The organism is Arthrobacter sp. P2b (genome assembly GCF_900168295.1).
Classification (GTDB): Bacteria; Actinomycetota; Actinomycetes; order Actinomycetales; family Micrococcaceae; genus Arthrobacter.
In genome coordinates this window covers 340,730-361,221 of sequence record NZ_FVZL01000002.1, presented here as the reverse complement: position 1 = coordinate 361,221, position 20,492 = coordinate 340,730, and the positions used below count along the sequence as shown (strand labels likewise).

General features: G+C 67.7%; 15 protein-coding genes. 11 read left to right on the top strand and 4 right to left on the bottom strand.

The window, feature by feature from the left end:
• The first annotated feature begins 15 nt into the window (after positions 1–15).
• From gmk to B5520_RS06225, 5 genes are all read left to right on the top strand, one after another.
• Entirely contained in the window at positions 16–609 is a 594-nt protein-coding gene (gene gmk, locus B5520_RS06245) for a guanylate kinase (RefSeq protein ID WP_079596197.1), read from the top strand.
• Between the two features lie 15 nt (positions 610–624).
• A complete protein-coding gene (gene rpoZ / locus B5520_RS06240; protein ID WP_003800778.1) occupies positions 625–885 on the top strand; it encodes a DNA-directed RNA polymerase subunit omega in 261 nt (86 codons plus the stop codon).
• Between the two features lie 38 nt (positions 886–923).
• Positions 924–2,180, top strand: coding sequence for a bifunctional phosphopantothenoylcysteine decarboxylase/phosphopantothenate--cysteine ligase CoaBC (coaBC, locus tag B5520_RS06235; RefSeq protein ID WP_079596196.1), 1,257 nt, complete (start codon positions 924–926; stop codon positions 2,178–2,180).
• A 76-nt stretch (positions 2,181–2,256) separates the two neighbouring features.
• The gene (metK, locus tag B5520_RS06230; RefSeq protein ID WP_079596195.1) at positions 2,257–3,492 is read left to right on the top strand and encodes a methionine adenosyltransferase; all 1,236 of its coding nucleotides are present in this window, start codon (positions 2,257–2,259) and stop codon (positions 3,490–3,492) included.
• An 89-nt stretch (positions 3,493–3,581) separates the two neighbouring features.
• Positions 3,582–5,729, top strand: coding sequence for a primosomal protein N' (locus tag B5520_RS06225; protein WP_079596194.1), 2,148 nt, complete (start codon positions 3,582–3,584; stop codon positions 5,727–5,729).
• On the opposite strand, the gene B5520_RS06220 is transcribed toward B5520_RS06225, so the two are convergent.
• Genes B5520_RS06220 through B5520_RS06210 form a run of 3 tightly spaced genes read right to left on the bottom strand, consistent with a single transcriptional unit; the run spans position 5,726 to position 8,606 of the window.
• A complete protein-coding gene (locus B5520_RS06220; RefSeq protein ID WP_079596193.1) occupies positions 5,726–6,799 on the bottom strand; it encodes a glycosyltransferase family 4 protein in 1,074 nt (357 codons plus the stop codon). The genes B5520_RS06225 and B5520_RS06220 overlap by 4 nt on opposite strands.
• Positions 6,796–7,725, bottom strand: a complete 930-nt coding sequence (locus B5520_RS06215; protein ID WP_079596192.1) for an alpha/beta fold hydrolase — start codon at positions 7,723–7,725, stop codon at positions 6,796–6,798. Before B5520_RS06215 ends, B5520_RS06220 begins: the two co-directional genes overlap by 4 nt.
• 11 nt (positions 7,726–7,736) lie before the next feature.
• Positions 7,737–8,606 (bottom strand): aldo/keto reductase, encoded by an 870-nt coding sequence (locus B5520_RS06210; protein WP_079596191.1) that lies wholly within the window; start codon positions 8,604–8,606, stop codon positions 7,737–7,739.
• Between the two features lie 146 nt (positions 8,607–8,752).
• On the opposite strand from B5520_RS06210, the gene glpK reads away from it, so the two are divergent.
• Complete coding sequence (gene glpK / locus B5520_RS06205) at positions 8,753–10,267, top strand: glycerol kinase GlpK (RefSeq protein WP_079596190.1); 1,515 nt, start codon at positions 8,753–8,755, stop codon at positions 10,265–10,267.
• Between the two features lie 17 nt (positions 10,268–10,284).
• Here glpK and B5520_RS06200 read toward each other — a convergent pair whose 3' ends face one another.
• Entirely contained in the window at positions 10,285–12,567 is a 2,283-nt protein-coding gene (locus tag B5520_RS06200) for a PEP/pyruvate-binding domain-containing protein (protein ID WP_176156797.1), read from the bottom strand.
• A gap of 297 nt (positions 12,568–12,864) precedes the next feature.
• Here B5520_RS06200 and leuS point away from each other — a divergent pair, with 297 nt between their 5' ends.
• The 5 genes from leuS to holA all read left to right on the top strand — a co-directional run bounded on the left by leuS (position 12,865) and on the right by holA (position 20,432).
• Positions 12,865–15,393 carry a leucine--tRNA ligase gene (gene leuS / locus B5520_RS06195; protein WP_079596188.1) on the top strand — a complete coding sequence of 843 codons (2,529 nt, stop codon included), beginning with the start codon at positions 12,865–12,867 and terminating at the stop codon, positions 15,391–15,393.
• Positions 15,394–15,460: 67 nt separating this feature from the next.
• A complete protein-coding gene (locus tag B5520_RS06190; protein ID WP_079596187.1) occupies positions 15,461–16,438 on the top strand; it encodes a DegV family protein in 978 nt (325 codons plus the stop codon).
• A gap of 49 nt (positions 16,439–16,487) precedes the next feature.
• A complete protein-coding gene (locus B5520_RS06185) occupies positions 16,488–17,426 on the top strand; it encodes a helix-hairpin-helix domain-containing protein (RefSeq protein ID WP_079596186.1) in 939 nt (312 codons plus the stop codon).
• A 13-nt stretch (positions 17,427–17,439) separates the two neighbouring features.
• Positions 17,440–19,482, top strand: coding sequence for a ComEC/Rec2 family competence protein (locus tag B5520_RS06180; protein ID WP_254865484.1), 2,043 nt, complete (start codon positions 17,440–17,442; stop codon positions 19,480–19,482).
• The gene (gene holA / locus B5520_RS06175; protein WP_079596185.1) at positions 19,416–20,432 is read left to right on the top strand and encodes a DNA polymerase III subunit delta; all 1,017 of its coding nucleotides are present in this window, start codon (positions 19,416–19,418) and stop codon (positions 20,430–20,432) included. Before B5520_RS06180 ends, holA begins: the two co-directional genes overlap by 67 nt.
• The last annotated feature ends 60 nt before the right edge of the window (positions 20,433–20,492 follow it).

The window sequence follows — 20,492 nt, the reverse complement described above, 5'->3', positions numbered from 1 at the left end:
CCGGCAAAGGAATACGTGAGCAAGAATCCTGGACTGACAGTCCTCGCAGGTCCGACGGCTGTTGGCAAAGGCACCGTGTCCACCTACATCCGCGACAACTACCCCGAGGTCTGGCTGTCCGTCTCGGCCACCACCAGGGCTCCCCGGCCCGGCGAAGTGGACGGCGTCCACTACTTCTTCAAAACCAAGGAGGAGTTCGAGCAGCTCATTGTTGCCGGGGAACTCCTGGAATGGGCCGTGGTGCATGGCCAGAACACCTACGGCACCCTGAAGAGCACGGTGAACCAGGCCATCTCCGAGGGCCGGTCGGTGCTCCTGGAGATCGACCTGCAGGGCGCCCGGCAGGTCAAGGCGGCCGTCCCTGACGCACAGTTCGTGTTCCTGGCCCCGCCCACCTGGGACGAAATGGTGCGCCGCCTGGTGGGCCGCGGCACCGAAACACCCGAGGAACAGCAGCGGCGGCTGGAAACCGCTAAACTGGAACTTGCTGCTGAACCGGAGTTCGACCACACCGTCATCAATGACGACGTCCGCCGGGCAGCGGACGAGCTTGTTTCACTCATGGGGCTGACGCCGCACCCACACCTGCCGGAACCGTCAGCCCGCTAGAAATTTGGAGAATTCGTGTCCACGAACCTTGAAGGCATCATCAACCCGCCGATCGACTCGCTGCTTGAAGCAGCCGACTCCAAGTACGGTCTGGTGATCTTCGGTGCCAAGCGTGCTCGTCAGATCAACGCCTACTACGCGCAGCTGCACGAGGGCCTCTTCGAGTACGTCGGCCCGCTGGTAGACACCAAGCTGAACGAAAAGTCGCTCTCGATCGCACTGCGCGAGATCAACGAAGGCAAGCTGGTTTCCACGCCGATCGAAGCCGCAGAGTAATCCTGCCGCTTATCTGACTTGCTGTTGACGGAGGTCACGTGCGCATAGTCCTCGGAGTCGGGGGAGGGATTGCCGCCTACAAGGTGGCATCGCTCCTCCGGCTTTTTACTGAAGCCGGCCATAACGTCACGGTGATTCCCACGGAGGTGTCCACGCGCTTTGTCGGCACCGCCACCTGGGAGGCGCTGTCCGGGAACCCGGTCAGCAACAGCGTTTTCGACGACGTCCACCAGGTCAACCACGTCAGGCTCGGCCACGAGGCCGACCTCGTGGTCATCGCACCGGCCACGGCGGACCTGCTCGCCAAGGCTGCCACCGGACAAGCCGGAGACCTCCTCACCAATACCCTCCTCATGGCCCGCGGGCCGGTGCTGTTCGCGCCCGCCATGCATACGGAGATGTGGCAGCACGCCGCCACCCGCGCCAACGTGGAGATGCTGCGTACCCGCGGTGCCGCAGTCCTCGAGCCCGCCACCGGCAGGCTCACCGGCGCCGACTCCGGTCCCGGGCGGCTGCCCGAGCCGCAGGTCATTTTTGACGCCGCCATGGCCCTGGTGCAGGGACAGACCGACTACCAGCTGCCGCTGGCCGGCCGCACCGTCACCATCAGCGCCGGCGGAACCCGCGAACCCCTCGACCCCGTGCGGTTCCTCGGCAACCGTTCCTCCGGGAAACAGGGGGTAGCGCTGGCCGTCGCCGCGCGCAACGCCGGGGCCACGGTCCGGCTGCTCGCCGCCCACATGGAAGTTCCTGTGCCCGCCGGCGTGGACGTGGTGCCCGTGGAAACAGCCCTGCAGCTTCGCGAGGCGGCACTGGCAGCCGCCGCTGACTCCGACGTCATCATCATGTCCGCTGCCGTGGCAGATTTCCGTCCCGCTGAGGTGTCGGACACCAAAATCAAGAAACGCGATGACAGCGCCGACCCCGTCATCACCCTGGTCCGCAACCCGGACATCCTCCATGAACTGGTGGAACTGCGTAACAGTGCACTTCCAAACGCTGCCGGCCCGGCAGGCGATCACCAGCTGATCGTCGGATTCGCCGCCGAAACCGGAGACAGCCACGGCGATGTCCTGGCCTACGCGCAGGCGAAGCTCCAGCGCAAGGGATGCGACCTGCTGGTGGTCAACCACGTCGGCTCCGACAAAGTGTTTGGCCAGGACACCAATTCCGTGGTCATCCTGGCGCGGTCAGGCTCCGAACCACAGGAGGCGGCCGGAACCAAGACAGAGGTTGCCGCTGCCATCATCAGCCGGATCGGCTTTGAACTGAACCACGTTTCACCCCGGGCCTGAGTGTTCCCCGCCACGTTCGCTTAGCACGGGGACATCTCCAGCGGGGCGTACGGACTCCAACCAGTAAGGTAGTTGAGTGACTTTACCCCTGCACCTTCCCCAGACCTCCGGCGCCGCGCCCACCGCGCTCCGGCTGTTCACCTCCGAGTCGGTCACCGAAGGCCACCCGGACAAGATCTGCGACCAGATCAGTGACGCTATCCTGGACGCCCTGCTGGCGGCAGATCCGGAATCCAGGGTAGCCGTGGAAACCATGGCCACCACCGGGCTGGTGCACGTGGCAGGTGAGGTCACCACCGACGCCTACGTTGAAATCCCGCAGATCGTCCGCGAGACCATCCTGGGGATCGGCTACGACTCCTCGGCCAACGGGTTCGACGGCGCCCGGTGCGGCGTCTCGGTTTCCATCGGCCAGCAGTCCAACGACATCGCCGGCGGCGTCTTCAATTCGCTGGAAGCCCGCGAGGGACGCCAGGAGGACGACTACGACCTGCAGGGCGCCGGCGACCAGGGCCTGATGTTCGGCTACGCCAGCGACGAAACACCCTCCTACATGCCCACGCCCATCTGGCTGGCTCACCGCTTGTCGGAACGGCTCACCGAGGTCCGGAAATCCGGTGAACTGGCCTACCTCCGCCCGGACGGCAAGACCCAGGTGACCGTGGGCTACGACCGGGACGTCCCCGTCTCCGTGGAAACCGTGGTCATCTCCAGCCAGCACGCGGAAGGCGCAAGCCTGGAGCAGCTCCGGGCAGACCTGGCCGCCATCGTGATCGACCCGGTCCTGGCAGGCGCCAACCTGGACATTTCGCGGACCAAGAACATCCTCAACCCTGCCGGCGAATTCGTCATTGGCGGCCCCGTTGGCGATGCCGGCCTGACCGGCCGCAAGATCATCGTTGACACCTACGGCGGCATGGCCCGCCACGGCGGCGGAGCCTTCTCCGGCAAGGACCCGTCCAAGGTGGACCGGTCCGCGGCCTATGCCATGCGCTGGGTTGCCAAGAACGTGGTGGCGGCCGGGCTGGCCAAGCGGGCGGAAATCCAGATTGCCTACGCCATCGGCCAGGCCCGTCCGGTGGGCACCTACGTGGAAACCTTCGGCACCGAAACCGTCGATCCTGCCCGGATCAGCGCTGCCATCGCCGAAATCTTCGACCTTCGCCCCCGTGCCATCATCGATGCACTGGACCTGAAGCGCCCCATCTACGCCAAGACCGCAGCGCATGGCCACTTCGGCCGCGACGAACCCGACTTCACCTGGGAGCGCCTGGACCGCGTAGACGAGCTGAAGGCTTTCTTCAACGCCTAGGAACATTGCATCCGGGCCCCTGGCGTAAATGTCAGTGCCCGGTGCTTGGCTTGGCATGTCCACCCGGGAGCTGAATGGAGGTAGCCGCAATGGTTGCTGACAACCCAGTCCAGCCCGGGCTGGACTTTCCCGCCGGGTCCGGGCATGCTGTTCAGCCCTCCCTGCTGCAGGGCTTTCCGTCGCGGAAGCTGCCTGCGGGTATCGCCCTGGCCAGCCATCTCCCCGTGGCCCGGGTACTGGTTGAGTCGTCCCTGCCGCACCTGGACCGCCCCTTCGACTATGCAGTTCCTGCCGCCCTCGATCATGCCGCCCAGCCGGGCGTCCGGGTCAAGGTCAGCTTCAACGGCCAGGACCTCAGCGGTTTTGTCCTGGAGCGGGTTGCCGAATCGGATGCCGGGCACACCCTGGTGCCGTTGTCGAAGGTGGTGTCCCCGGTCCCGGTCCTGACGCCGGCCGTACGTGACCTGGCCACCGCCGTTGCCGCCCGTTATGCGGGGACCGTGAGTGATGTCCTTCGCGTTGCCGTACCGCCCAGGGTGGCCCGGCTGGAAAAGGAGTTTCCCGGCGCAGGCGCGGAGGCCGGAACGGTTGCGCAGCCGGAGGGCACAGGCCAGGACGACGACGGCCTGCCGCCTGCCCCTGCCTCCGCCTGGGCCGCTTACCGGAACGGCCCCGCTTTCCTCAGGCATCTTGCCGACGGCGGTGCCCCCCGTGCCGTTCTCAACCCGCTGCAGGGATACGGCCCGGCCGGCTGGCCCCGCCTGTTGGCCGAGGCGGCCGCCGCTGCGTACGCTGCAGGACGCGGTGCCGTGCTTGTGGTGCCGGACTACCGCGACCTGGACCGGCTCGAAGGCGCGCTCAAGGAAGTGCTGCCGGAGGAAGCCGTGGCCAGGCTCGCCGCAGATGATGGCCCCACCCCCCGGTACCGGAACTTCCTGCGCCTGCTGGCAGGGACCGCCCGGGTGGCCATCGGCACCAGGTCCGCCGCTTTCGCCCCCGTCAAAGAGCTTGGCCTGGTGGCGTGCTGGGACGACGGCGACGACCTCCATATCGAGCAGCGCGCACCTTATGCCCATGCCCGGGAGGTCCTGCTCCTGCGCGCCGGGCAGGAAGGCGCCGCGTGCCTGCTGGCAGGGCATGCCCGGAGCACCGAGGTCCAGCGGCTTGTGGATGCAGGCTGGGCACTGCCCGTTGAGTCGGAGCGTGCAGCCACCCGCCGGACTGTGCCGCGGGTCGTCAACACGGCGGACAGCTTCGAGCAGGAACGGGATCCGCTGGCCACCATTGCCCGCCTTCCCGGTGCCGCCTGGCGTGCTGCCAAGGAGGGCCTCGAACGCGGCCCGGTCCTGGTCCAGGTGGCCCGCGCCGGCTACGCGCCGTCCCTCGCCTGCGAGACCTGCCGCGAGCCCGCCCGGTGCGGAGCCTGCCAGGGGCCGCTCGCGCTTGCCGGTACGTCCGCCATGCCCCAGTGCCGTTGGTGTTCCACGCCGGCCCCGGACTGGCAGTGCCCGCATTGCGGTGGCCGCCGGCTCCGCAAGGGTGCCACCGGGGTCCTGCGAACGGCAGAAGAACTCGGCCGTGCGTTCCCCGGAAAAACCGTCATCACCTCCTCCGGCGACCAGGTGAAGGCCTCGGTGGGCGGGGGCAAGGCCCTGGTGGTGGCCACGGTGGGCGCCGAACCGGTGGCCGACGGCGGTTACGCGGCCGCCCTGCTGCTGGACGGTGATTCGCTGCTGCGCCGCGAAACGCTCCGTGCCGGCGAAGACACCGTCCGCCGCTGGTTCAACGCCGCAGCCCTGGTCCGCCCGGCACCCGAGGGCGGCCTGGTGGTGGTGACCGCCACAGAGACCGCCGCTGTGGGAGCCCTGCTGCGTTGGGACCCGGCCGGCTATGCACAGCGGGAACTGTCCCTGCGGACCGAACTGCAGCTTCCGCCGGCGGTGCGCATTGCGTCCGTCACCGGGCCCCGCTCCGCCGTCGAACACTACACCGGAGCCGTGGAAGCAGAACTCGGGACGGCGGGCATCACCCTGCGGACCGCAGGCCCGGCACCCGTGCTGCTCAACAGCCAGCCCCCACCCCGGCGCCCGGCCGAGGACGTCCGCACCCTGCTGTTCTTCCCGTACAGCCAGGCGGCCGCCGTCGTCCGCGTGCTGCGGGTGACACGGGCAGCGGCGGCGGCCAAGCGCACCATGGAACCCGTCCAGGTCCGGCTGGACGGGGTCGATGTCCTTTAGCGGCGCCGCTTCACAATTTCTGCCGCGACGTCCACCAGTTGGCGGGCGGACTCCTCCCAGCTGAACTCACGTGCGCGGCTTACGGCCCGGCGGGACGCCTCCTGCCACCGTTCGCCGTCCTGAAGCTTTGCCACCGCTTCGGCGAACTGCTGCGGGGATGCCGGATCCACGTATGTTGCCGCGTCACCGCCCACTTCACGGAAGATGGGAATGTCACTGGCGATGACGGGCGTGCCGATCGCCATGGCCTCCACCAGCGGAAGGCCGTACCCTTCGGCCCGCGAAAGGCTCACCAGCGCGGTTGCAGTCCTCAGCAATGCGGCATACTCCTCGTCCGTCACGCCGTTGTGGAAGACCACCGAGGCGCCCGGTGGAACCAGGGCCTCCAGCTCTGCCCGCCGCTGCGGCGTGATCCTGCTGAGCAGGTGGAGGGTGTAGCCGGGAAGCTCTGCCATGCCGGCCACCATGGTTTCCACGTTCTTGTAGGGCATGAAAGACCCCATGTAGACAATGGACTGCCCGGCACCTGCTTCCGCCGGGCGCGGGTCCTGCTCCGGCTGCGGGGCGTTGCTGATGATCCGCACCGGGCGGCGGGTGAGGCGGTACTTGGCAATCAGTGCCTCAGTGGTACGGCTGATGGTGGCCACCGTGTCGGCCCGGTCAAGGAGCAGCCGTTGCGGCCAGAACGCCTTGTGGTAGAGCCGCCACAGCAGCCGGACCGGGGCGGGCAGGAACCCGGGCGGTTCCGGGTGCTCGTAGTAGATCAGGTCGTGCAGGGTCAGGACGAGCCCGTACCTGCGCCCCCAAGTGCCCATTGTCTGCATGGGACACACCACAACATCGGCCCCCAGGGCGTTGACCTTCCTAGCCACGAACAGTTCCAGCGGTGAGAGCGGGCTGCTGATCAGGGTGTAGGGAACGTCCGGGAGCAGTGCCAGCTGCCGGACGTCGGAGATGAGCATGGACACGTCAGCGATTTTTGCGGTCGCGGCGATCAGGCTTGCCCCGTAGCGGCTGATGCCGTCATGGTGGTCCGTCCTGGTAAAGCGGGCATCGATGACGATCTTCATGCGGGATGGTCCTTCAGGAAGCTGCGGATGTAGGTGGCGGCCGGCCCGGGAGTCTCGTAATGGATCAGATGTCCCACCCCGGGAATCACCCGGAGTTCCGCGTCCGGGAGCAGGGCCAGCAGCCGGTGCTGGTCGGGGAGGGTGGCGATCTCGTCCTTCTCGCCGGCGATCAGCAGGACGGGAAGGGCCAGGCGTGCGGCCACCTCCGCAACATGGCTGCTGACCGATGCGGTGAAGGACTCGAGCAGGCTGTCCCGGTTGGCGAAGGCGCTGAAGTAGGCATGGTGCTGGCCGTGGATGAAACGGCGGAGGTTGCGGTCGCCGGTTTTCGCCATCGCTTCGCTCATCACCCGGACGATGAGCGGGCTGCGGAGCAGCGCCAGTCCCAGGGAACGGGGGAGCCGCGCGGCCAGCCGGTAGTACAGCACGGCCAGCCGGGTCATGATTCCCTTGGGCCCCTCGAGGGCCGGAGCGGCAATGGGATTGATGAGGATCAGCGGGGTTACGGCCGTTGGATGCTCTGCCACAAAGTGTGCCGCGATGATGGACCCGAAGGAGTGCCCCAGCAGGACCGTGTCCGGTCCCAGATCCAGGGCCGCCATGAAGTCTGTGATGAATTGGCCGTAGCGCTGCACGGAGTGGGGGCCGGAGTCGAAAGGCCCGGAACTGCCGAACCCGGGAAGGTCGGGCATGATGATGCGCATGTCCGGAAGCTGGTCCGCAACGCGCAGGAGGCCATGATGGTCGCCGCGGAACCCGTGGATCACCAGGATGGTCCGGGTGTCCGGGCCGGTTTCCACGGGGTCATAAGTCCAGAAGGCGACTTTGGTTCCGTCAAGCTCCACGGTGGAGGCGGTGGTGCGTGCCGCCAGGTCCGGGCTGATGTAGGCAGGCGCGGCTGATGGCCCCGGGTTTGTTGTTTTCATGGATCGTGGCCTTAGTTGACGTTGTCCGGATGGGAGCCGGTGCGCTGTCCCCGCTCAAGTCCTGCGAGTGCAGCCATGTCCCTCTCGGAAAGTTCGAAGCGGAACACGTCCAGGTTCTCCCGGATGCGCGCCTCGGAGCTGGCTTTGGGCACGGCGGCGTGCCCCAGCTGCACATGCCAGCGGAGGATGATCTGGGCGGGGGTCCTGCGGTGTTCCGCCGCGCACGCCTGGACAACAGGGTCAGCCAGGACCTGGCCGCGGCCCAGCGGGCTCCACGCTTCGGTCATGATGCCCAGCTCGCGGTGCTTGCCACGCAGTTCCTCCTGCTGCAGCCACGGGTGCAGTTCCACCTGGTTGACGGCCGGAACCACTTCGGCCGTCTGCAGCAGGCGGTCCAGGTGGGCAGGCTGGAAATTGCTGACGCCGATGGCACGCACCCTGCCTTCCCGGTAGAGCGTCTCGAGCGCCCGGTAGGTCTCCGGAAAGAGCCCCTTCCGCGGGCAGGGCCAATGGATGAGGTACATGTCCACGTAGTCCAGCCCCAGGTTCACCATGGACGTATCGAAGGCCCGCAGCGTGGCGTCATAGCCGTGGTGGTCGTTCCACACCTTGGTAGTGATGAACACGTCCTCCCTGGACAATGCCGGAAAAGACTCGCCCGACCCGCCGCTGCCCGGTTGCGTGCTGAGCTGCGGGCCGACGCCGCGGGCCACGCCAAGTTCATTGCCGTACATCGCCGCGGTGTCGAAACGCCGGTAGCCGGCACCTAGTGCGACGGCGACCAGCCCTTCCGCGTCCCGGGCAGGCACCTTGTACAGCCCGAAACCGAGCTGGTCGATCAGCACGCCGTTGTTCAGGCTGAGCTTGGGTGAGGTTCTCATACCATCGACTCTACCCAGTCAGTGTGGCCTGGCCTTCGAAATGCGCCAGCCTCCGCGCGGTGGCTTCCAGGGCTTGTCTCGAGTCCGGTGCGATCATTGCAGGGACGGGCGCTTGCCAACAGCCGCCACCAAGACAAGGACGTCACATGAACCAGTACATACTCGCCCTCGACCAGGGCACCACCAGCACCCGCGCGATCATCTTTGACCACGGCGGGGCGATCGTCTCATCGGGCCAGATGGAACACGAACAGATCTTCCCCCAGGCGGGGTGGGTTGAGCACAGCCCGGCCGAGATCTGGAACAACACCCGGGAGGTCATCGCCTCCGCCCTGGCTAAGGCAAACCTGACACGGCACGATATTGCCGCCGTCGGAATCACCAACCAGCGCGAAACAGCTGTGGTGTGGGACAAAACCACCGGTGAGGCCGTGTACAACGCCATCGTGTGGCAGGACACGCGCACCCAGGGCATCGTGGATGAGCTGGCCAGGGACGGGGGAGCAGACCGCTTCAAACAGAAGGTGGGCCTGCCGCTGGCAACCTACTTCTCCGGCACCAAGATCATGTGGATCCTGAACAACGTGGAAGGGGCCCGGGAAAAAGCCGAGGCCGGTGACCTGGTGTTCGGCAACACCGACGCCTGGGTCCTCTGGAACCTGACCGGCGGCGTGGACGGCGGAGTCCACGTCACGGACGTCACCAACGCCTCCCGCACGCTGTTCATGGACCTGGAGACCCTGCAGTGGGACGACGAAATCCTCGGCATCTTCGGGGTCCCGCGGAGCATGATGCCGGACATCAAATCCTCCTCGGAGGTGTACGGCCGCGTGCATACGTCCCAGTTGCTCAGGGAAACTCCGGTGGCCGGTATCCTGGGCGACCAGCAGGCGGCGACCTTCGGCCAGGCAGCCTTCCGGACCGGCGAGGCCAAGAACACCTATGGCACCGGCTGCTTCCTGATCTTCAACACGGGCGAAGAGATCGTCCATTCCAGGAACGGCCTCCTCACCACGGTGGGCTACAAACTGGGCGACGCCGCACCCCACTACGCCCTGGAAGGTTCGATCGCCGTCACCGGCTCCCTCATCCAGTGGCTGCGGGACAACCTGGGAATGATCAGCAGCGCCCCCGAGGTGGAAACCCTGGCCGCATCGGTCAAGGACAACGGCGGTGTGTACATCGTCCCGGCGTTCTCCGGCCTGTTCGCCCCCTATTGGCGGTCCGACGCGCGCGGCGCCATCGTGGGCCTTACCCGCTTCGTCAACAAGAACCACATCGCCCGTGCCGCACTGGAAGCCACCGCATTCCAGACCCGCGAGGTGCTGGACGCGGTCAACGCGGACTCCGGCGTGCCGCTCACCGAACTGAAGGTTGACGGCGGTATGGTCGCCAACGACGCGCTGATGCAGTTCCAGGCGGACATCCTGGGCGTACCGGTCATCCGTCCCATGGTGGTGGAAACCACTGCCCTCGGCGCAGCCTACGCCGCCGGCCTCGCCGTCGGCTTCTGGAAGGACCTCGGCGAACTCTCGGCCAACTGGTCCGAGGACAAGCGCTGGGAACCCCAACTGGACCAGGCCGAACAGGACAGGCAGCTGCGGCTGTGGAGGAAGGCCGTCACCAAGTCCATGGATTGGGTGGACGAGGACGTGAAGTAACCCAATCCTGGCTTCTTTCAGCCCTCGTGGGTTTCGATGGTGCCGGCGTTGCCGTCGACTGTTACTAACTGTCCCGTTCTCAGGACGTGGGTGGCGTTGCCGGTGCCCACAACTGCGGGGATGCCGTATTCGCGTGCAATCAGGGAGGCGTGCGCTGCCAGATTGCCGCCGTCGGTGACTACTGCCGCGGAACCGGTGAAAAGCGGGGTCCAGGCCGGCGTCGTGACCCTCGCTACCAGGACTTCGCCCGGCATGAATTGGGCGAAGTCTCCGGGGCCGTCAACCACGCGCACCCGGCCCATGGCCCGGCCGGGACTGGCCGGATGCCCCACAATGGCACCGCCCGGCAGGTTCCTGGTGCTCCGGGCCGAATTGGCGATGCGGTCAAAGGCGTTGCCCAGCAGCGGCGGCATCTTACCCAGGGTCAGCGGGGCTGCCAGCTTCCGCTGCCGGAGCCAGCCAGCCCGGCGCCGGGACACGGCGTCCTGCTGGGGCGGCGCGTCCGTACGCAGGGCATCCAGCGTCACGAAGTAGACGTCGTCAGGGGCCGCGATGATTCCGCGGTCATGGAGACGGGCGCCCAGCTCCGCGGCACAGCGGCGAAGCAGTGGCCAGCCCATGGTGAAGTCCCGGACCTGCTCTTCGCGGAGGATTGCGTAGTGCTGTGCCACGCTCAGGAGGACTTCGAACTTTTCCAGCCGAGGGGTTCCCCTGAGTACCGCGCGGCACGCCGCCTCAGTTATTGTTCGCCGCTCAGCTGCCACCGTGGCGGGAAGCGTCCCTGATGTGCCACCCGACTCCGCGTGGGAGGGGAAGCGTTCACCCGCCGTCGGGTGGTACCAGTCGATGCTGTATACGGCATGGGGAACAACGGCAGGCAGGGGCGACAGGCCGCCCAGAAGGACCTGGTACCCCATGGCGTTCTCCGAACCCGGTGCTGCTGCTGCGAGCGCGCCGGCGAGGTGCCGGCGCCAGTACCTGCCCAAAGCAACTTCCATTTTCCATGCGGCGCCGCCTGTGGCCGAAATAAACCAGAGGTATTCCCCAGCCTGCCGGGCCACCGCATCCACAACGGCAATCAGTTCCGGCATTGTTGCAGCAGGCACTGCCGGCCGCGATGAGTCGATAAGGGCCTTGTAAGCAGGCAGGCAGTCTTGGCGCCATGTTTCCTCAAGGCCGCGAAGGACCTTCCTGTCCGCGCCTGCCGGGTCGAACGTGGGCCGCAGGACCGCGTTGATGAAGAACGACAAGGACTGTCTGGCCGCCCCACCAAAGAGCATCCGGGGGATGGACGTGGGACTGGGCGGGGAAAGGTAATACCAGCCGTTGACCACCCCGCTGCGCACGGGCGCGGCGACTCCCAGGGTCTCTCCCAACGTCCCGTTGAAGGCATCATCAATCCGCGGGACCAGCCAGTCCATGAATAAGGGCGTCACAGGTTCGGGCAGCCACTCGCCCAGCCGGAAATTCCTCACCCAGAAGCCTGTGCCTGGCGGTTCCCACACCACGGGATCAGGCAGTGCGGTCATGGGGCGGGCCTGGAGGATCTGGACGTGGCCGGCGCGGTCCACCGCCCATTCAATGTCCTGCGGGCAGCCGAAATGCCGGGCGATCCTGCCCGCGATGGCGGCCACCGCCGTCGCGGCTTCACCCGAGATGACTGCGCCCCCACCGCGCTCCGGCACAGGCAGTCCCGCCCGGACGATCCATTCCTCTCCTGCCTGCAGGCCCGAGACGAGGCTTTCACCCAGCCCCGGGACAGCGGAGATGACAGTTTCGCTGCGGTCCCCGGTCAGGGGGTTGGCGGTGAAGGCGACGCCTGCGGCCGCGGCATCCACCATCTGCTGCACCAGGACGGCCATGCCCCCGCCTGCCTGAGCCGGACCAAGGTCATCGCGATGCTGCTGGAGGCTGGACTCGTAGGCGCGGATGCGGTCCGCCGTGGCAGCGTCACAACAGCGTTCGACGGCGGCGGCCAGGCCAGCGGCGGACACGTTGAGGTAGCTCTCATACATGCCCGCGAACGACGCCCCGGGCAGGTCCTCGGCGGCGGCAGAGGACCTGACTGCATAGGGGCCGGACCCGGCCCTGCGGGCGGCGGCCTGGAGTGCGCCATCCAGCCCGGCGCCGGCGTCCTGCGCCCTGGCTGCTGCGAGGGCAGTGCCGGTTACAACGAAACCGGCCGGGACCGGGAACCCGGCTGCGGTCAGCCCTGACAGCGCCGCGGCCTTGCTGCCTACGGTTTCCCTTGCCAGCGCCGCGGGATGGCCCAGAGGGGGAAACAGGATGTCTTCGCTCACGGGAGTCACCGGTCCGGATCAGTTGTTGCCTCGCGGACCCCAGTGTATTCCTGCGCTGCCGCGCCGGACAGGGCCGCGCATGCGGCGGCACCGCGATGCTTCGGTGCGCTAAAGTAGTTCCATGCGTGCGATCCTTCTGCTTAGTTAGCCGCCAGGTGTCCGGGACACGGACAGCTGAGCGGCAGCCCCTCCATGGTGAGGGGCTTTTGTGTGTCCGGGAGTTTTTCCGGTCCGGCAGCAGGAGGATCAGGCCGTTATGGCAGCACAGATGCCGTAACAGAACAGAAGAGGGCAGCAGTGGGCGTTCAGCCGGAGACAGAGACCGGAACAGCAGCAACAGTGGCGGCGGATGGGCCCGAGGAGGGCACCTACAGCTTCACGGCCATGGAGGCCAAATGGCCCCAGGTGTGGGAAGACCTGAAGGTCTTTACCCCTGTCGACGACGGATCACGGGAACGCCGGTACGTACTGGACATGTTCCCCTACCCGTCGGGTGACCTGCACATGGGCCACGCCGAAGCGTTCGCCATGGGGGACGTGGTGGCACGCTACCTGCGCCAGCAGGGCTACGACGTGCTCCACCCGATCGGCTGGGACTCCTTCGGGCTGCCTGCTGAGAACGCCGCCATCAAGCGCAACGCCCACCCGAGCGAGTGGACCTACGCGAACATCGACACCCAGGCGGCGTCCTTCAAGCGCTACGCCATCTCGGCTGACTGGTCGCGCCGGCTGCACACCTCGGACCCCGAGTACTACCGCTGGACGCAGTGGCTCTTCAAACGGTTCTACGAGCGCGGTTTGGCGTACCGGAAGGACTCGCCAGTCAACTGGTGCCCGAAGGACCAGACTGTCCTTGCGAACGAGCAGGTTGTCAACGGAGCCTGCGAGCGCTGCGGCACCACGGTCACCAAGAAGTCGCTGAACCAGTGGTACTTCAAGATCACCGATTACGCCGACCGGCTGCTGGATGACATGGAAGAGCTGCGGGGTCACTGGCCCGAGCGGGTCCTGGCCATGCAGAAGAACTGGATCGGCCGCTCCGAAGGTGCCCACGTCAACTTTGTGATCGAGGCCGACGGCGGCAAGCCCGCCAAGGACGTCACGGTCTTCACCACCCGCCCGGACACGCTGTACGGCGCCACGTTCTTCGTGGTGGCGGCCGACGCGCCACTCGCCGTCGAGCTCGTTACGGAGGAGCACGCCGCTGCCCTGGACGAATACCGCGAGAAGGTCAAGGCCCTCACCGAAATCGAGCGCCAGTCCACAGAACGGGAAAAGACCGGCGTCTTCACCGGCCGGTATGCCGTGAACCCGCTGAACGGGGAGAAGCTTCCCGTCTGGGCCGCCGATTACGTCCTGGCTGACTACGGCACGGGCGCCATCATGGCCGTCCCCGCCCATGACCAGCGCGACCTCGACTTCGCCCGCAAGTTCGACCTTCCCGTGCGCGCCGTCCTGGACACCGGCGAGGAGGACCCTGCAGTATCCGGCACCGCCACTACAGGGGAGGGGACACTGATCAACTCCGGCGATCTGGACGGCCTGCCCAAGTCCGAAGCCATCCCCGCCGCCATCGCCATCCTGGAAAAGCAGGGCACGGGCGAGAAGTTCGTCAACTTCCGCCTGCGCGACTGGCTGCTGAGCCGCCAGCGCTTCTGGGGCACCCCCATCCCGATCATCCACTGCCCCGCCTGCGGCGAGGTAGCAGTTCCGGACGAGCAGCTGCCCGTCACGCTCCCGGCTGACCTCCGCGGCGAGGACCTGTCGCCGAAGGGGACATCCCCGCTGGCTGCCGCCGAGGCCTGGGTCAACGTTGAATGCCCCAACTGCCACGGACCTGCCAAGCGGGACACCGACACCATGGACACGTTCGTGGACTCGTCCTGGTACTTCCTGCGTTTTGTGTCGCCGCAGTACACGGAGGGTCCCTTCGATCCGGAGAAGATCAACGACTGGATGCCGGTGGGACAGTACGTGGGCGGCGTGGAGCACGCCATCCTGCACCTGCTGTACGCGCGGTTCTTCACCAAGGTCATCCACGACCTCGGCATGATCGACGCCGACGAGCCGTTCAGCGCCCTGCTGAACCAGGGCCAGGTGCTCAACGGCGGCAAGGCCATGAGCAAGTCACTGGGCAACGGTGTTGACCTCGGCGAGCAGCTGGACAAGTACGGCGTGGACGCCGTCCGCCTGACCATGATCTTCGCCTCCCCGCCGGAGGACGACGTCGACTGGGCGGACGTGTCGCCGTCGGGCTCCGCGAAGTTCCTGGCCCGGGCCTGGCGGCTTGCGCAGGACGTCACCAGCCAGCCCGGTGTTGACCCCGCGGCCGGTGACCGGGCGCTGCGCTCCGTCACGCACCGCACCATTGCCGATGCCGCGGCGCTGCTGGACAACAACAAGTTCAACGTGGTGGTGGCCAAGCTGATGGAGCTGGTCAACGCGACCCGCAAGACCATCGACGCCGGCGCAGGCGGGGCCGATCCTGCTGTCCGCGAGGCTGCCGAGGCCGTTGCCGTCATCCTCAGCCTCTTCGCGCCGTACACGGCCGAGGACATGTGGAACGTCCTGGGCCACCCGGCTTCCGTCGCGAACGCCGGCTGGCCTGCCCACGATGAGGCGCTGCTGGTCCAGGCGACCGTCACCGCCGTCGTCCAGGTTCAGGGCAAGGTCCGCGACAGGCTCGAAGTCTCCCCGGACATCAGCGAGGACGCACTGCGTGAACAGGCCCTGGCCAGTGAAAACGTCCAGCGCGCCCTCGACGGCCGCGGCATCCGCACCGTTATTGTCCGCGCACCTAAACTGGTGAACATCGTCCCGGCCTAGCATCCAGCAAGCCGGCTCCGGCCACCGGAACAATTCCGGTGGCCGGTCACCGACACCAGGAGGCCACTTGCCCGAGAGAAACACCGCCGCCTGGACCTGGTTCCGTGCGCGCCTGGCGGGCCTCCGCCCCCCACCCAGGCCGGGAGCCGCCGTCGTACGCACCGCGGTGGTGACCGACTCCGCTGCTGCACTGCCGGCGGAGTGGGTGAACGGGCTCGGAGCAGAGGGACTGCTGACGGTCATTCCGATGCCCGTGATGGTGGGCGCGGAAATTTACGGCGAGGGCGAAGACGACATCCTCGAGACCATCGCGCTGGCCCTGGCCGCAGGAAAGGCGGTGAAGACGTCGAGGCCTTCCCCGGGCCAGTTCGAAAATGCCTACCGTGCCGCCCGGCGGTTGGGATACGAGGCCGTCGTGTCCATCCACATCTCCGGGGAACTTTCCGGCACGGCTGACGCCGCGCGGCTCGCTGCTGCGCGGGTGGACATTCCCGTGGAAGTGGTTGACTCACGCACCGTCGGCATGGCCCTGGGTATGGCGGTACAGGCCGGAGTGGCCGCCGCGGCAACAGGTGCGGACGCAGCCGGGACCGCTGCTGCCGCAGCAAGCCAGGCTGCCCGCACCAAAGTGTATTTTTACGTGCCCAGCCTTGAGCAGCTCCGCCGCGGCGGACGGATCGGCGCCGCGGCCTCCCTGGTGGGAACCATGCTCGCCATCAAGCCGATTCTCGCGGTCGATGACGGCAAGATCGTTCCGCTGGAAAAAGTGCGTTCAGCGGCCAAGGCAGTGGCGCGCCTGGAGGAAATCGTTGCTGCCGAGGCGGAAGCACGGATTGGGGCCGTGCGGCTGGCCGTCCACCACTTCGGAAACCCTGAGGAAGCCGAAAGCCTGGCCGTCCGGCTGTCAGCGGCGCTGCCCCACTGCCCGCCAGCCCAGATCAGTTCCCTGCCGGCCGTGCTGGCCGCGCATGCGGGGCTGGGGGTCCTGGCCGTCATCGTGGGCCAGGAACCTGCCGGGGCTGATGCGGCGCAACTGTCCACATAGCCGCCGCCGGTCCTGTTGCCGCGTGGCCGGGTGTACCTAGCGTGAAGGCATGTCACGCCGGGATGCTGGAGCAGCAGGTCATCAGGCGCGCCATGCCAGGGACAGGCTGCAGGCCACCCTTGGGCCCGGCCCCGGGGGCCTCCTGCTGGAAGGGCGCGGGGAGCAGGCGTTTGAATACCTGGGCCCGGAGCAGGGGGACTCGGACGGCCACGAGGGGCACGGGAACGGTGAAGGCCCCGAATCTCTTGGCTCCTCGAAGGTGGGGCCCGCGCTGCGGTGGCGGGTGGGCATGCGCGTCGCCATCCTCCTGGGAATCCTTGCCGTAGCTGCGGGGGCGCTGTTCTGGTGGCAGACCGCATCCGGGCGGCCGGAAATCCTGCCCCTGAGCGGAATCAGTCCGGGCGGAACCGAAGCGACAGGCGGGGACGCAGCGGAAGAAGGTGCCGGGGAGCCGGAGGCCGACGCGCAGCCTGGCGGTGGCGTGGAGCCTGGGGGAGGGGATCCCTCGGCCCGTGCTCCGGTCTCCGGCACGGTGGTGGTCCATGTCGCCGGTGCCGTGGCCAGCCCGGGCGTGGTCCACCTGCCCGCCGGAAGCCGTGTCCACGAGGCCATCGCGGCCGCCGGGGGCGGAACCCCGGATGCCGACCTGAACCGCCTCAACCTTGCCCTTGTTGTCGAGGACGCCCAGAAGATCCACGTCCCGCGGCACGGGGAAGCAGCTCCGGCGGGACCGGAGAGTGCAGGGACCCCTGATCCCGGTGCCGGCACCGGTGGGGCTGCGGGCGCACCGGCAGGAGCGAAGATCAATATCAACACGGCGGAGGCCGCCGAATTAGATGCCCTGCCCAAGGTGGGTCCGGTGCTGGCCCAGCGGATCGTTGACTGGCGCAAGGAACACGGAGCGTTCAAGAACATCGAGGAACTGGATGCCGTTGACGGCGTGGGGCCCAAGATGCTTGAGGCGTTGCTGCCCCTGGTGACCGTATGAAGCGGGACAGGCCATGAACGGCAGCCGGATGCGCAGCGGCGGAGGGCAGCGGAGGCCCAGCCCCTGGAGCCGCTACGTGGAGTCAGCCGTCCGGGGCGGGGCGGCTGATGCTCCCTCCGTCGAAGTGGGCGCGGGAGGGGACCGGGCCCCTTTGCCTGCCCGGGATGCCCCGGCCGGCCATTCGGGGCAGCGCCCTTCGGGACGGTGGGCGGCCCGCCCCGCAGGGCCACATCGCGGGGATTTCCGTGAATACGGCGGAAGGCTTTCTGAATTCGCCCGGGAGCGGGCCGGCGCCAAGGGGGCGGGACAGGGGAACGACGCCGGCAGTGAGGCCCCGCGGCGCCGCACCGACGTGCGCCTTGCGTTGCCGACTGCCATGGTCTGGGGTGCATCCATCGCGGGGCTGTGGCTGACGCCGTCTGTCCTGGCTGTGCTGTGTATCGGGTTGCTTGCCCTGGCGGCACTTCTGCTGGTTCGGCTTTCACGGCTCGCCGGCCGCACACCTGCCAGGCGAAGCTTCCTCGCCACCACTGCTGTGGCCTGCGTGCTGGCCGCTGCCGCCGCAGCACACTCGTCCACAGCATCAAGCCAGCGGTTCGAGGGTCCCTTGGCCGCGGCCATAGCCTCGGGCAAGTCCGTTGTGGCCGTCGTCGAGGTGGCCGGGGCGCCGCGTGCCTTGGACGCGCCCGGGCAGGCAGGGCCGCCGGCGCGCTGGTCGGTTCCGGTCTGGACCCGGGAGGTGACCACGGGCGGAATGTTGCTCCGGACCCGCGCGCAGTTGGTGGTGATGGGCGGCGACACTTGGGCAACGCTGGTCCCCGGGCAATCCGTGCGCGCCACCGGAAAGCTCCGGCCCGCAGACCCCGGGCGGCAGGAGGCAGGCACCCTTACCGCGTCATCCGCGCCGGGCATGCCCACCGGCGGGGAGGGGCTGGAGGGCGCGGCCAAGGATTTGCGGACGCGTTTTGTTGCGGCCTCGGCCTTCCTGTCGCCTGATGCCGCAGGCCTGCTCCCGGGAATGGTCACAGGGGATACCAGCGCCCTGGATGAGGGGCTGGAGAACTCCATGAAAGCGGTGGGCATGACGCACCTGACAGCGGTCAGCGGGGCCAACTGCAGCCTGGTTCTCGGTGCCGTCCTGCTCGCCTGCCGGCGGTTCCGCCTGCCGCGCATTCCTGCGGCGGCGGTTGCCCTCACGGTATTGGGGCTGTTCGTGGTGCTGGTGGGCCCGGATGCGAGTGTCCTGCGGGCAGCCTTGATGGGGGCTGTGGGGGTGGCCGCGTTGGCGGGAGGCCGCTCCGGCCGGGGACTGAGCTTCCTCTGCCTGGCCGTTATGGGATTACTCCTCCTGGACCCGGGGCTTGGCGGCAGTTTCGGCTTCCTGCTGTCGGTTCTCGCGACACTCGGGATTATTGTCCTGGGCCGGCGCATCATCGAATGGACGCCTGCTGCAGTTCCCCGCTGGGCAGCTGCAGCCGTGGCGGTCCCGTTGTCGGCCCAGCTGCTGTGCGGGCCGGTGATTGTGCTGCTGCAGCCCCAGTTCTCCACGTATTCGCTCCTGGCCAACGTGGTCGCTTCGCCGCTGGTGGCGCCCGTGACGCTGCTGGGGACAGCGGCCGTTCCCCTCGTTGTCCTGGCACCCTGGCTGGCCACCGTGCTGATCGCGGTGGCGGGGACGTTCAGCGCCGGGGTTGCCGGCACGGCCCGGATCGCCGCCCGGCTTCCCGGCTCGGCCCTGGCCTGGCCCGAGGGCGTGCCCGGGCTGCTGTCCATGGTGCTTTTTTCAGTCCTGACTGTGGCCGCCGTGTGGGCGGTGGCCCGGCCCCGGCAGGCCATGGACCTGGTTCTCGCTTCGCACCGGCACACGGTGGTGCTCCTTGCACTGCTGGAGCGGCACATCGCTGCCGTCCGCGCCCGCTGCGGCTTTGACCGCGGGCCGGGACGTGGCAGGCTGGGATACTCCACAAAACTTTCCGGAAGGAACCCCCGATGGCCGCTGCGCAAAAGCGAGCAACCCGTTCCCCGGCGTCGAATGCCGCCACCTGGCGTGACGTAACCCCTGCCGCCGTCGTCCTGGTCAGCGGGCCTGAGGAATACCTGGGCATCAGGGCCATGGACACCATCCGTTCGCAGGTCCGGGCAGCGGCTCCGGACGTGGAAGTGAGCCGCATCAACGCGGCAGGCTACGAGGCCGGGACGCTGCTGATGCAGGTCAGCCCGTCACTGTTCGGTGAAAGCAAACTGATCGAGGTGGAAGGCGTCGAAGCCATGAACGACGCCTTCCTCGCTGACGCCCTTCGGTACCTGGACCATACGGAACCGGACGCCGTGCTGGTCCTTCGGCACGCCGGGGGAACGCGCGGCAAAAAGCTCCTGGACGCCATCAAGAAGGCCGGCTGGCCCGTGGTTGACTGCCAGCCCCTGAAAAAGGACGCCGACAAGATGGCGTTCGTTTCCGCCGAATTCAAAGCCGCGGGGCGCCGCATTGAACAGGAAGCCGTCCTTGCCCTCGTCAACGCGGTCGGAGCCAACCTTTCCGAGCTCGCGGCCGCATGCAGCCAACTGGTGGCAGACGCCGGCACCACAGTGACGTCGGAAGTGGTGGACCGCTACTACGGAGGGCGGATCGAGGCCACCGCATTCAAGGTGGCAGATGCCGCGATGGCAGGCAACGGCCCCTTGGCGCTGTCCACGCTCCGCCACGCACTCGCTACCGGCGCCGACCCCGTTCCGCTCGTGGCAGCCCTCGCCGCCAAACTGCGCACCGTAGCCCGGGTGGCGGGAGCCTCCGGTTCCTCAGCCCAGATCGCATCCGAACTGGGAATGCAGCCCTGGCTGGTGGAACAGGCCCAACGCGACGTCCGCCGCTGGACACCGGAGGGGCTGGTCCGCTCCATCCAGGCAACTGCCGAAGCCGACGCCCAGGTCAAGGGATTGTCCCGCGACCCGGTGTATGCGGTAGAGCATGCCGTGACGGTGATAGCGATGTCCGTCCAGGGCAGGTAACGCGTCCCCGCGCCCGTGCACGCGGGGGCCGCTGACCCGTTGCGGCCCCGCTTCACGGTG